The 12,316-nt window shown below is 71.9% G+C and carries 14 protein-coding genes and 1 tRNA gene; 8 read left to right on the top strand and 7 right to left on the bottom strand.

Translation table 11 applies throughout. The annotated features are described in order from the left end of the window. Nucleotides 1-28 precede the first annotated feature (28 nt). A complete protein-coding gene (locus tag ACOKGD_RS08620) occupies nt 29-280 on the top strand; it encodes a type B 50S ribosomal protein L31 (protein ID WP_342334590.1) in 252 nt (83 codons plus the stop codon). 60 nt (nt 281-340) lie between these two features. Here ACOKGD_RS08620 and ACOKGD_RS08615 read toward each other — a convergent pair whose 3' ends face one another. Both ACOKGD_RS08615 and ACOKGD_RS08610 read right to left on the bottom strand, forming a co-directional pair. After that, complete coding sequence (locus ACOKGD_RS08615; RefSeq protein ID WP_342334591.1) at nt 341-550, bottom strand: hypothetical protein; 210 nt, start codon at nt 548-550, stop codon at nt 341-343. 16 nt (nt 551-566) lie between these two features. After that, a complete protein-coding gene (locus ACOKGD_RS08610; protein WP_421355120.1) occupies nt 567-1,295 on the bottom strand; it encodes an exonuclease domain-containing protein in 729 nt (242 codons plus the stop codon). A 312-nt stretch (nt 1,296-1,607) separates the two neighbouring features. Between ACOKGD_RS08610 and ACOKGD_RS08605 the strand changes: the two genes are divergently transcribed. Further along, entirely contained in the window at nt 1,608-2,486 is an 879-nt protein-coding gene (locus tag ACOKGD_RS08605) for an alpha/beta fold hydrolase (RefSeq protein ID WP_342334593.1), read from the top strand. Nucleotides 2,487-2,489: 3 nt separating this feature from the next. Here ACOKGD_RS08605 and ACOKGD_RS08600 read toward each other — a convergent pair whose 3' ends face one another. The 4 genes from ACOKGD_RS08600 to ACOKGD_RS08585 form a co-directional block, all read right to left on the bottom strand. Next, a complete protein-coding gene (locus ACOKGD_RS08600; protein WP_342334594.1) occupies nt 2,490-2,963 on the bottom strand; it encodes an Lrp/AsnC family transcriptional regulator in 474 nt (157 codons plus the stop codon). Between the two features lie 110 nt (nt 2,964-3,073). Continuing rightward, a complete protein-coding gene (locus ACOKGD_RS08595) occupies nt 3,074-4,096 on the bottom strand; it encodes a DNA topoisomerase IB (RefSeq protein ID WP_342334595.1) in 1,023 nt (340 codons plus the stop codon). A gap of 9 nt (nt 4,097-4,105) precedes the next feature. Next, complete coding sequence (locus tag ACOKGD_RS08590) at nt 4,106-4,678, bottom strand: histidine phosphatase family protein (RefSeq protein WP_342334596.1); 573 nt, start codon at nt 4,676-4,678, stop codon at nt 4,106-4,108. A gap of 23 nt (nt 4,679-4,701) precedes the next feature. After that, a complete protein-coding gene (locus tag ACOKGD_RS08585; RefSeq protein ID WP_342334597.1) occupies nt 4,702-5,550 on the bottom strand; it encodes a Sir2 family NAD-dependent protein deacetylase in 849 nt (282 codons plus the stop codon). A 61-nt stretch (nt 5,551-5,611) separates the two neighbouring features. Between ACOKGD_RS08585 and ACOKGD_RS08580 the strand changes: the two genes are divergently transcribed. Continuing rightward, the gene (locus ACOKGD_RS08580) at nt 5,612-6,436 is read left to right on the top strand and encodes a TrmH family RNA methyltransferase (RefSeq protein WP_342334598.1); all 825 of its coding nucleotides are present in this window, start codon (nt 5,612-5,614) and stop codon (nt 6,434-6,436) included. 11 nt (nt 6,437-6,447) lie between these two features. On the opposite strand, the gene ACOKGD_RS08575 is transcribed toward ACOKGD_RS08580, so the two are convergent. Continuing rightward, nucleotides 6,448-7,275 (bottom strand): SGNH/GDSL hydrolase family protein, encoded by an 828-nt coding sequence (locus ACOKGD_RS08575; RefSeq protein ID WP_342334599.1) that lies wholly within the window; start codon nt 7,273-7,275, stop codon nt 6,448-6,450. A 95-nt stretch (nt 7,276-7,370) separates the two neighbouring features. Here ACOKGD_RS08575 and ACOKGD_RS08570 point away from each other — a divergent pair, with 95 nt between their 5' ends. The 5 genes from ACOKGD_RS08570 (at nt 7,371) to ACOKGD_RS08550 (ending at nt 12,300) form a co-directional block, all read left to right on the top strand. Continuing rightward, a complete protein-coding gene (locus tag ACOKGD_RS08570) occupies nt 7,371-9,116 on the top strand; it encodes a DEAD/DEAH box helicase (RefSeq protein WP_342334600.1) in 1,746 nt (581 codons plus the stop codon). Nucleotides 9,117-9,118: 2 nt separating this feature from the next. Continuing rightward, nucleotides 9,119-9,619 carry an SRPBCC family protein gene (locus ACOKGD_RS08565; protein ID WP_342334601.1) on the top strand — a complete coding sequence of 167 codons (501 nt, stop codon included), beginning with the start codon at nt 9,119-9,121 and terminating at the stop codon, nt 9,617-9,619. A 40-nt stretch (nt 9,620-9,659) separates the two neighbouring features. Beyond that, a complete protein-coding gene (locus ACOKGD_RS08560; RefSeq protein ID WP_342334602.1) occupies nt 9,660-10,733 on the top strand; it encodes a VIT1/CCC1 transporter family protein in 1,074 nt (357 codons plus the stop codon). Nucleotides 10,734-10,853: 120 nt separating this feature from the next. Beyond that, nucleotides 10,854-10,937: transfer RNA gene (locus ACOKGD_RS08555), tRNA-Leu, on the top strand. A 58-nt stretch (nt 10,938-10,995) separates the two neighbouring features. Further along, nucleotides 10,996-12,300 (top strand): M20/M25/M40 family metallo-hydrolase, encoded by a 1,305-nt coding sequence (locus ACOKGD_RS08550; RefSeq protein WP_342334603.1) that lies wholly within the window; start codon nt 10,996-10,998, stop codon nt 12,298-12,300. The last annotated feature ends 16 nt before the right edge of the window (nt 12,301-12,316 follow it).

The raw sequence follows: 12,316 nt of genomic DNA, 5'->3' as shown, positions 1-12,316 counted from the left end.
CTTTTCAAACTCACTTGGCAAGGACCCCATGAAGACTGACATCCACCCCGTGTACAACGCGGTCGTGTTCCGCGACCTCGGCTCCGGCGAGACGTTCCTGACGCGCTCGACCGTCTCCAGCGACAAGACCATCGAGCTCGACGGCGTCGAGTACCCCGTCATCGACGTCGAGATCTCGTCCGCTTCGCACCCCTTCTACACGGGCAAGCAGCGCATCATGGACTCGGCCGGCCGCATCGAGAAGTTCAACGCGCGCTTCAAGAACTTCGGCTCCAAGTAAGCCCTGCCGCACGAGAGAAGCCCCGCCGAAAGGCGGGGCTTCTCTCGTTTCCGGACCGCGTCACTCCTCGAGCTGGATCTCGATGGTCCGATTGTCGAAGTCGATGACGCCGGGCCCCTGATCCGGCGTGGGCGCGGGGACGGGGATGATCTTCAGCGACTGGGCCTCCTGATCCGCATCGTGCGCGGACGGGCGCCAGACGGCGTCGAAGGCGCCGCCCGCACCCTGGAGGGGATACCGGCGCCGCAGCCGATCGCTGCCGTCGCTCATGCGACGAGGGTAGCCCTCAGCGGACGGGCCAGGCCCCGTCGAGGACCTCGGAGGCCTCGATCCGCCCGATCCGGATGAAGTACTCGGTCAGGCTCGCCGCCTGCTCACGCGCCCAGCCGATCTGCCGGGTGTGCAGCTCGAGGACGTCCTCGGGCAGGCGATCGGCGTAGCGCTCGGCCAGTGCCAGGGCGACGCGTCCCGCGGCGATCGCGTCGGCCGAAGCCTCGTGCGCCGATTCGAGGGGGACGGCGTAGTGAGCGGCCACCACGTCGAGCGTCCGCTTGCCCGTGCGGTACTTGTCGAGGGTCTTGTCGATGACCAGCGGATCGATGACGGGAGCGGGTGAGTCGAGCGGTGCCAGGCCGTGGCGCTCACCCTCGTACTTCAGCAGCGAGAAGTCGTAGGCGGCGTTGTACGCCACCACGGGGATGCCCGCCGACAGCAGCGTGCGCAGCGCGGCGGTGACCTCGGCCACCACCTCGCGGGCCGGGCGCCCGTTCGCGCGGGCGTGCGCGGTCGTGATGCCGTGCACCTCGGTCGCGCCGGCGGGGATCTCCATGCCGGGATCGGCGAGCCAGTGCTCCTCGTGGATCACGTTCCCCGACGCATCGAGCAGGCCGACGTAGGCCGTGACGATCCGATCCTCGGCGACGTCGATCCCGGTGGTCTCCAGGTCGAACACCCCGACGCGGCTCGTCCAGCGATCGCGGACGACCTCCACGGTCGCCGCGACCTCGAGGTCGATCTGGACGTCGACCTCGACCGCCGTCTCCCCGCCGTCCGTGACGGCGACCGCGTCGATCTCGATGTCGACATCGATCGCGACGCCGACAGCGATCGTGGTCTCCGCGGTGGCGTCGACGACCGGCTCGTCCAGTGAGAAGAGCGCGTCGGGCTCGGTGGCCTGCGAGCGGGGCACCCACGTGACCGTCTCGCCCGGGCTCTCGAGCTCGTCCAGCTCGAACAGGGGCGGAGGCTTCGGCCACGACCTCGTCATAGCCCACACGGTAGGGGGCGGCGCGGACATTCCCCGGGAGCCACTCCGTAGACTCGAGCGATGCCCGTCGCCTCGCCGTATGCCGCTCGCCTCGCCGACATCCCGGTGACCCGCCGCGAGGTGGAGATCCTCGGCGGCACGACCGCCTACTGGACGTACGGCCCGGAGGACGCTGCCACGACCATTCTGGCGGTGCACGGGTTCCGCGGCGAGCACCACGGCCTGGAGCCGGTGGTGGCGTTCCTGTCGGGCGTGCGGGTGATCATGCCCGATCTGCCGGGGTTCGGCGAGACGGCGCCGCTGCCGGGCCGCCGTCACGACATCGAGGCGTTCGCCGTCTGGCTCGACGCATTCGCGGACGCGGTGGCACCGGGTGCGATCGTGCTCGGCCACTCATTCGGGTCGATCGTCGCGTCGGCCGCCGTCGCCCGCGGGCTGACGCCGCCGAAGCTGATCCTGGTGAACCCGATCGGCGCGCCCGCGCTCGAGGGCCCGCGCGGGATCCTGACGCGTCTCGCGATCTTCTACTACTGGGCAGGCGCCCGCCTGCCGCGCGCGATCGGCACGTGGCTGCTGCGCAACCGCCTGATCGTGCGGGTCACCTCCATCGCCATGGCCAAGACGCGCGACCGCGCGCTGCGTGCCTTCATCCACGACCAGCACGACACCTACTTCTCGAGCTTCGCCGACCGCGACGTGCTGCATGACGCGTTCGTCACGAGCGTCTCGCACGACGTCAGCCAGTACGCCGGCCGCATCACGGTGCCGACGCTGCTCATCGCTGCGGACCGGGACGACATCACGCCCATCGACGCCGAGCGCGTGCTGGCCACGCGCATTCCGGATGCCCGTCTCGTCGAGATCGAGGGTGTCGGGCACCTCATCCACTACGAGAAGCCCGCCGAGGCGGCCGCGGCGATCCGGTCGTTCATCGCCTGAGTGTCACGGCTCCCGCCGGGCGAGCTGCATCAGGCCGTTCACGCGGTACGGCACCGCCTCGCTCATCACGAGCGAGGTCTCGGTGCGCTCGACGCCCTCGATGCTGAGGATCCGCGCGTCGACGTCGAAGAGATGGCGCGCGTCGCGGCACGCGACGAGCGCGAGCAGGTCGGTTTGACCGGACAGGCCGTGCACCTGAACGACCTCCGGGACGCCGGCGAGCTCGGTGGTGATCCGGGGCAGCTCGACCTGGCGCACGCCGATCGCGAGGAACGCCTCGAGCGGGAAGCCGAGCGCGGCCGGCGCGATGGATCGCTCGAACGAGCGGAACACGCCCGCCTTGTCCAGGCGGGCCATTCGCGCCTGGACGGTGTTTCGCGAGAGACGCAGACGCTCGGCGAGCGCGACAACCGTCGCGCGCGGGTCCTCGCTGAGCGCGGACAGCAGCTCGAGGTCGACGTGATCCAGGGAAGCCATAGTGCGAGACATTAGCAGGACCGATGGCACCGGTTTGGGCATCCTGCTCAGTCGTTATCGGATCGATTGCGCGGGCTGGCCCGAAATGGCGCCGGGAGTCCCGGATGCGCTCACGACGCGTCGACGAGGCGGATCAGGTTGACGGTCGCGCGCTCGAGGCCGAGCTGACGATCCTCTGGCGTATCCCACGAGCGCCGGACGGCCCGGCCGATGGTGCGCCCCTCGTCGTAGGCCGAGATGACGCGCGGGTCCACGTACGAGGCGCGGGCGAGCGTCGGGGTGTTGCCGAGGAAGGCGGCCACGGTGCGCATGGCGTCGCTCACCACCCGTCGGCGACGGGTGACGCCGTCGCGCCCGGAGCGCACGAGCTCGTCCGCGCCGACCGCGATCTCGGCGGCGGCCAGCACGGTGGCGTGCCAGGTGCGGAAGTCCTTCGCGGTGGCGTCCATCCCCGTGATCTCGCGCACGTACTGGTTGACGATCGTGGGCGTCACGGTGCGCCAGTCGGGATCGCGGTACGCCAGCAGCCCCTGGGCCTCGTCGCGCCGCCGCCGCAGGGTCTCGATGGCGCGGGCGGAGGTCGGATCCTCGATCTCGATGCGGTGCTCGACGCCCGACTTGCCCGTGAAGGCGAACACGAAGGTGTCGCCCGTGCGCGTGAGGTGGTCGCGCCGCAGGGTCGTGAGGCCGAAGCTGCCGTGCGTGTCGGCGTAGACGTCGTTGCCGATGCGGAAGCAGCCGAGATCGAGCAGGCGGACGGCGAGGGCGCAGGCGCGCTCGCGCGGCATGCCGTCGCGGGCCAGGTCATCGAGGACGCGGGGCCGTGCGCGACCGAGCGCCTGGCCGAACTCGAGCACACGGTCGAACTTGGCGGCGTCGCGGCGGGTGCGCCACTCCGGGTGGTAGAGGTACTGACGGCGACCGGCCGCGTCCGTGCCGACCGCCTGCAGGTGACCGTTCGGATACGGGCAGACCCACACGTCGCGCCAGGCGGGCGGGATCGCCAGCGACCGGATCCGGTCAGCGTCCTCCGGGGGAAGACGCGCGCCGTGCTCGTCGAGGTAGACGAACCCGCGCCCGGCGCGGCGTCTCGTCCAGCCGGGGCGATCCGGCGACGATCGGCGCAGTCGCATGGCCCGAGGCTACTGGGGGTCGGTGGTCAGGGCGGCCGACTCCAGCGCGAGCGCGTCGTCGGACAGCCGGAAGACCGTGACCGAGGCGTTCTCGATCCGCTCGCCCGGCCGGGGCAGCTCGCCATCGGTCGCGATGCCCAGGAGGGCGCGGATCACTCCGCCGTGGGCGACGACGATGGTCGGCTGGTCGCGCGCATCGGCGGCGACCTCGCGCAGCGCCGCGAACACCCGTGTCGCGAGTTCCTCGGTCGTCTCCCCGCCGGGGACGGCGCCCTGGCCGTATCGGGCGTGGAAGTCGGGCACGAGGGTGCCCTCGCCGATGCCGTAGTCGCGCTCCATCAGCCCCGGGAAGATGGCGGGGGCATCCAGCGCCAGCTCGGCCGCGATGATCTCCGCGGTCTCGCGGGCCCGGCCGAGGCTGCTCGCGACGATGCGGCTCCAGCCGCCGTCGCGCAGGGTCTCGGCGGCGACCAGCGCCTGCGCGCGGCCGGTGTCGTTGAGGGGGATGTCGGTCCGTCCCTGGATGCGCCGCTCGGCGTTCCAGTCGGTCTGTCCGTGGCGCACGAGGGCGAGAAGAGTCACACGGCCAGGGTATCGGCCCCGGATCAGCGGAGGCTGGGCAGGGCGCGGGCGAGCTCGCCGAGCACCTCGGTGGCACCCGCGTCGATCTTCAGCGCCACACGACCGTCGGCGCGCGTCTCGCCGCGATTGACGATCACCACGGGCATCTTGCGGCGGCGTGCGCGCTCGACCAGGCGGATCCCGGAGTTCACGACCAGCGACGATCCGGCGATCAGCAGCGCCTGGCTCTGATGCACCAGCTGCTCGGCCTCACGGAACTTCTCGGCGGGGATGAACTCGCCGAAGAAGACCACGTCGGGCTTGAGCATCCCGCCGCACACGCTGCAGTCGGGGATGACGAAGCGCTCGGCCGAGGTGGGAAGCACATCGCCGTCGGGGCCCAGCTCGACGCTGTCGGGCACGGCGATCCAAGGGTTGTCGCGCTCGAGCCTCTCGGCGATGTCGCGGCGGTCGAACACCTGGCCGCAATGCGTGCAGAACACGCGGCGCATGGTGCCGTGCAGCTCGACCACGCGATGGCTGCCGGCACGCAGGTGCAGACCGTCGACGTTCTGGGTGATGACCCCGGTGGCGATGCCGTCGCGCTCGAGCGAGGCGAGCGCCTGATGACCGGCGTTGGGAGCGGCCGAGGTGAATGCACGCCACCCGAGGTGGGAGCCGACCCAGTACCGGCGACGCGCGGCCTCGTCGGAGAGGAAGGTCTGAGCGGTCATGGGAGAGCGCTTGGGGGCGCCCTTGCCGCGGTAGTCCGGGATGCCCGAGTCCGTGGAGACACCCGCGCCCGTCAGCACCGCGACGCGCAGACCGGCGAGCAGGTCGATCGCGCGGCCGACGTCCGCGGTCGTCAGGTCGTCGAGATGGGACACGGGCACGTCCCCGAGTCTAGATCCGCCATGTTTCGGGGAGGTCAACCCGATCGGCGACGATGGAGGAATGCAGATCCTCCGTGTCGACAGTGCCACCGACGAGCGCCTCGCCGACTACCGCGACCTCACCGACGTGGCGCTGCGGCGTGTGCTCGAGCCCGAAGGCGGGCTGTACATGGCCGAGTCGGCCAAGGTCCTGGGCCGCGCGCTCGCCGCGGGGCACCGGCCTCGGTCGGTGATGACCCAGGAGCGCTGGCTGCCCGATCTGGAGACCGTGCTGCAGGGCAGGGAGGACGTGCCCGTCTACGTGGTCCCCGCGGATGTGGCCGAGGGCGTCACGGGCTACGACGTCCACCGCGGGGTGCTGGCGTCCATGCACCGCCCCGAGACGCCGTCGGTCGCGGACGTCCTAGCCGGGGCGCGACTCGCGGTGATCCTCGAGGACATCGTCGATCACACCAACGTGGGCGCCGCCTTCCGCGCCGCGGCGGGTCTCGGCGCCGATGCGGTGCTCGTGACACCGCGCTGCGCCGATCCGCTCTACCGGCGCAGCGTGCGGGTGAGCATGGGCACGGTGTTCCAGGTGCCGTGGACGCGGCTTCCCGAGTGGGAGGGGGCGGACGGCGCCCGCGAGCAGCTGCACGCGGCGGGCTTCCACATCGCGGCCCTCGCCCTGTCGGAGGACGCCGTCTCGCTGGACGACTTCGCGGCCGCGCCACCCGAGCGGGTCGCGCTGCTGATGGGGGCGGAGGGCGACGGCCTCTCGCGCACCGCGCTCGCCGCGGCCGACTCGGTCGTGACGATCCCGATGGCCGGCGGCGTCGACTCACTCAACGTGGCCTCCGCCAGCGCGGTGGCGCTCTGGGCGGTCAGCCGCGGCCAGCGGGGCTGACGCCCTGCCGCTCAGATGTCGAACGGCAGGTCGCTCAGCGGGATCGCGTCGGGGCGCTTCGCCGTGACGTTGTCGCCCGACGACTGGTGGCGCAGGCGCCGCAGCACCCACGGCACGAAGTGCGTGCGCGCCCACACGAGGTCGCTCGCCCGCGCTTCGCGCCAGGTGCTCTCGGGGAGCGGGTCCGGCTGCATCGGCTGCAGGTCGTTGGGCACGTTGAGGGCGCGCAGCACCATGCGCGCGACCTCGTGGTGGCCGAGCGGGTTCATGTGCAGGCGGTCGTCGTCGAAGAACCGCGGATCCTGCACGCTCTTGAGCGCCCACTGATCCGCCACGATGCAGTCGTGGGCGTCCGCGATGGCCCGGAGGTTCTCGTTGTAGATCGCGATGCGTCCCCGCAGCGGCCGGAACACCGGCGTGAAGTGCGTGTCGATGCCCGTGAAGATCACCACGGTGGCACCGCCCGCGCTCAGGCGTGCCACGGCCTCCTCGAACTGGACGGCGACGGCGTCGGGGTCGCCGCCCGGGCGGATGACATCGTTGCCGCCCGCGCAGAAGGTGACGAGGTCGGGCTTGAGCGCGACCGCGGGGGCCACCTGCTCGTCGACGATCTGGGCGATCAGGCGCCCGCGCACGGCGAGGTTGGCGTACGCGAAGTCGTCGACCTGCCGCGACAGCACCTCGGCGACCCGGTCGGCCCATCCGCGGTGGCCGCCCGGGGATCCCGGCTCCGGGTCTCCGATGCCCTCGGTGAACGAGTCGCCGATCGCGACGAAGCGGCGCCACGGGTGCGGGCCTGCGTTGGCGACGAAGGGGGCGCGGGCGGCGTCGTCGGACATCGGATCCTCCGGATGCGGGAACGGGACGGACGGGAACGGGCGTCCAGCAGACTACGCGCGGAGGATTGTCGGCGGGGCCGATTACCCTGGAAGGGATGCTGTCACCGTCCTATCCGCAGAGAGCCCCGTGGGGCACCGCGGGAAAGCTCCGCGCCTGGCAGCAGGAGGCACTCGAGGCGTACTTCGAGGCCGACAAGCGCGACTTCCTGGTGGCGGCCACCCCCGGCGCCGGCAAGACCACCTTCGCTCTCACGCTCGCGGGCGAGCTGCTGCGCACGCGCGAGATCGACCGGGTCATCGTGGTCGCCCCGACCGAGCATCTGAAGACGCAGTGGGCCGACGCGGCCGCCCGCGCGCACATCCGGCTCGATCCGGTCTTCCGCAACAGCCACACGTCGTTCTCCCGGCAGTACCACGGCGTCGTCGTCACCTACGCGCAGGTCGCCGTGAAGTCGTCGGTGCACCGCGCGCTGACCGAGGGCGGTCGCACGCTCGTCATCCTCGACGAGGTCCACCACGGCGGCGAGGCGCTCAGCTGGGGCGATGCCCTGCGCGACGCCTACGGCCCCGCGACGCGCCGCCTGCTGCTCTCGGGCACGCCCTTCCGCAGCGACGACGCACCCATCCCGTTCGTCGACTACGCGCCCGACGCGCAGGGGCTGCGCACCTCGATCACCGACTACGCCTATGGCTACGGTCGCGCGCTGGCCGACGGCGTGGTGCGGCCCGTGCTGTTCCACGTGTACTCGGGGCACATGAAGTGGCGCACCCGCGCCGGCGACGAGCTCGAGGCGCACCTGGGTCAGGACAACCTCAAGGACGTCACCTCGCAGGCCTGGCGCACGGCGCTCGACCCCGCGGGCGAATGGATGTCGGCGGTGCTGCGCTCGGCCGACGCCCGGCTCTCCGAGATCCGCCAGCACGTCCCCGATGCGGGGGGTCTTGTGCTCGCCACGGATCAGACGGCCGCGCGCGCCTACGCGAAGCTGCTGCACTCGATCACGGGCCAGCGCGCCACGGTGGTGCTCTCGGATGACAGCGAGGCCTCCGGACGCATCGAGCGCTTCTCCGAGAGCACCGATCGCTGGATGGTGGCGGTGCGCATGGTGTCCGAGGGGGTCGACGTGCCCCGCCTCGCGGTGGGTGTGTACGCGACCTCGTCGTCGACCCCGCTCTTCTTCGCGCAGGCCATCGGTCGCTTCGTGCGCGCCCGCCGCCGCGGCGAGGCCGCGAGCGTGTTCCTGCCGCACGTCCCGACGCTGATGACGCTGGCGAGCGAGATGGAGCGCCAGCGCGACCACGTCCTGGACCGCGGCGAGAAGGACGAGGACGGCCTCGACGACAGCCTGCTCGAGGCGGCCGAGCGCGAGGAGAAGGCCTCCGACGCGCTGACGGAGGAGGGGTCCTTCGAGGCCCTCGGGTCCGTGGCGCACTTCGATCGTGTGGTCTTCGACGGCAAGGAGTTCGGTCAGCTGGCGGTGCCCGGCACCGACGAGGAGGCCGAGTTCATCGGGCTGCCCGGTCTTCTCGAGCCCGAGCACGTGCACGAGCTGCTGATGCAGCGGGTGGCGCGTCAGTCGCGCCACCGCACGGCCCGCGAGGCGAAGGAGGCCTCGGGCGAGGTGGAGCCCTCGATGCCCGCGCCCCTGCACCGCACCCTGCGCGAGCAGCGGCAGCTGCTCAACAGCCTCGTGGGCGTCTACGCCCGGCAGACCGGAGAGCCGCACGGCGTCATCCACGCCGAGCTGCGGCGCCGCTGCGGGGGCCCCGAGGTCTCGAAGGCGACGGTGGCTCAGTTGCAGTCCCGGATCGACAACCTCCGAAAGCGCGTGCGGAGCTAGCCGTGTACTCGTTCCGCACGATCTGGCGCGTCGACGCGAGCCCCGAGCACGTGTGGGCGGAGATCGAGCGGGTGATGGCGGGGGAGTCCGCCGGGTGGTGGCCCGCCTTCCGGGTCGAGCGGCCCGCGCCGCTGGAGCGGGGTGCCGCGCTCGGTGTCGTCGTCCGCGCGCCCTTCGGGTACCGCCTGCGGATCGTGCTGACCCTGACCGACGTCGAGCCCCGACGTTTCATCGCCGCCCGCAGCGCCGGCGACCTCGACGGCGGGGGCGGCATCGAGATCACGCCCGAGGGCGGCGGAACGGCGATGCGCTTCGTGTGGGACGTGGCCGTCCGGAAGCGGTGGATGCGGGTGGCGAGCCCGGTCCTGCGCCCGGTGTTCGCCCTCGCGCACGGTCTCGTGATGCGCGCGGGCGAGCGGGGCCTGCGTCGGGCGGTGGCTTCGGGGGCCCGAAAAACTGCCAATCCCGCTCCCGGTTCGAGGGATCCGCGCGCTGCTGGATAGCGTGAAAACGCATCCCCGATCCACCCTCCCTGGAGGCCCCTTGAGCGCGCCCGCCGCCACTTCCGCCGACCGTCGCCGCTGGGCGCAGTACCTCGCCGACGAGCGGGCAGAGGGCGATGTGTATCGCCGCCTCGCCGCCACGAAGCAGGGGGAGGAGCGGGTCATCCTCGAGCAGCTGGCCGTGGCCGAGGGGCGCCACGAGGCGCACTGGCTCGAGCTGCTGGGCGGCGAGCCCGCGCGCCTGCCGAAGGCGAGCCTCGGCACGCGGGCGCTGGTGTGGATGGCCGGCCGATTCGGCACGATCTTCGTTCTGGCGTTGGCCCAGAACGCCGAGTCGCGATCGCCGTACGACAACGAGGCCTTCGCGACCCCGGCGATGCGCGCCGACGAGAAGGTGCATCACGAGGTCGTGCGCGGTCTCGCCGCACGCGGCCGGCGCCGGCTCTCTGGAACCTTCCGCGCCGCGGTGTTCGGCGCGAACGACGGCCTCGTCTCGAACCTCGCGCTGATCCTGGGCATCGGGGCGGCGGGCGTCTCGCCGCAGGTCGTGCTCTTCAGCGGCATCGCCGGCTTGCTGGCCGGCGCGCTGTCGATGGGAGCCGGCGAGTTCGTCTCGGTGCGGTCGCAGCGCGAGCTGCTCGAGGCCACCGAGCCGCAGTCGATGGGCGCGGTGCGCCTGCCCGACCTCGACATCGACTCGAACGAGCTCGCCCTGGTCTATCGGGCCCGCGGCCTGCCCGAGGAGGTCGCCGAGGAGCGCGCGAAGCACGCGATCGCCGAGGCGAACGCGGGTCGGATCGTCGCGCGCAGCGGTGTCATCGACACCCACGAGGTCGTCGGCGGCGCCTGGCGCGCGGCGGGATCGAGCTTCCTCTTCTTCGCCAGCGGCGCGATCATCCCCGTGCTTCCCTGGATCCTGGGGCTCACCGGCTTCGCGGCCATCGCGCTCGCCCTCGCGCTCGTCGGCATCGCCCTGATGGCGACCGGCGCCGCGGTGGGCCTGCTCGCGGGGGCGCCGCCGCTCAAGCGGGCGCTGCGTCAGCTGGCGATCGGCTACGGGGCCGCGGCCGTCACCTACGTGCTCGGCCTCGCCTTCGGCGTCACCCTGGGGTGACGCAGGCGCCGGACACGCGCGGGATCCGGCCGCGATTCGTCACACCGTTCGCGCGATGGTAATGTTTTACTTCGTTGCGCAGGCGACGACAGCACCGGACGCGAGTCCGGTCACCCAGTTGCGCGGGTGGCGGAATAGGTAGACGCGCTAGCTTGAGGTGCTAGTGCCCGAAAGGGCGTGGGGGTTCAAGTCCCCCCTCGCGCACATGTGAAGGCCCCGGAGAGATCCGGGGCCTTCGTCGTTCCCGGCTAGGTTGGATCCCATGTCCGCACCCGAGCAGCAGCTGTCGGAAGTCGCCCGGATCGCGCGCGATCTGATCCGGATCGACACGACGAACTGGGGCGCGGGGCGCTCGAAGGGCGAGCGCGAGGCGGCGGAGTACGTGGGCGCGCGCCTCGAGGCCCTCGGCCTCGAACCCCAGTACTACGAGCCCATCGATCGCCGCACGAATGTGATGGCCCGCGTGCCCGGCCGCGACGGCGACAAGCCCGCGCTGGTGCTGCACGGCCACCTCGACGTGGTGCCCGCCGTGGCCGACGACTGGTCGGTCGATCCCTTCGCGGGCGTGGTCAAGGACGGCATGCTCTGGGGTCGCGGCGCCGTGGACATGAAGAACATGGACGCGATGATCCTCAGCGCGGTGGGCGATCTAGTGCGGGCGGGCGAGCAGCCCGAGCGCGACCTCATCCTCGCGTTCTTCGCCGACGAGGAGAACGGCGGCGTCGAGGGCTCGCAGCTCGTGGTGCGCGACCGGCCCGAGTGGTTCGCGGGCGCGACCGAGGCGATCAGCGAGGTCGGCGGGTACTCGATCCCCGTCGGCGACCGCAGCGCGTACCTGCTGCAGGTGGGGGAGAAGGCCCTGATGTGGGTGACGCTCGTCGCCCGCGGTCGTGCCGGTCACGGCAGCCGTGTGCACCCCGACAACGCGGTGACCACGCTCGCCGCCGCGGTGGCGCGGCTGGGAGCCACCGCCTGGCCCGTCGAGATGACGGCGACGACCGAGCGCCTGCTGGCGGGCATCGCCGAGATCACGGGGATGGATCCGGCGACGGAGCCCGATGCCCTCGCCGCCTGCACGGGGCCCGCCGCGGCCTTCGTCGCCTCCACGTTCCGCACCATCACGAACCCGACGGGTCTCACGGCGGGCTACAAGCACAACGTCATCCCCGACGCCGCCGAGGCGACCGTCGACATCCGGGTGCTGCCGGGGGCCGAGGACGCCGTGCTGGCCGAGGTCCGGCGCATCGTGGGCGGCGACATCGAGGTGCGGATGTTCCACCGCGACATCGGGCTGGAGATCCCGTTCGAGGGCGCCCTGGTGGACGCCATGGTCGGCGCGCTCGGCCGCCACGACCCCGGAGTGCCCGTGCTGCCGTACCTGCTGGGCGCCGGCACCGACAACAAGGCGCTCGCGGGGATCGGCATCGACGGCTACGGCTTCGCGCCGCTGAAGCTGCCCGCGGGCCTCGACTTCACGGGCATGTTCCACGGGGTCGACGAGCGCGTGCCGCTCGAGGCGCTCGATTTCGGGGTGCGTGTGCTGACGGATCTGATCCGCACGTACTGACGGGATCATCCGAGAG

It is taken from the genome of Microbacterium phosphatis (assembly GCF_049177115.1).
GTDB classification, from domain to species: domain Bacteria; phylum Actinomycetota; class Actinomycetes; order Actinomycetales; family Microbacteriaceae; genus Microbacterium; species Microbacterium phosphatis.
This window is presented reverse-complemented; position numbering and strand designations above follow the sequence as displayed.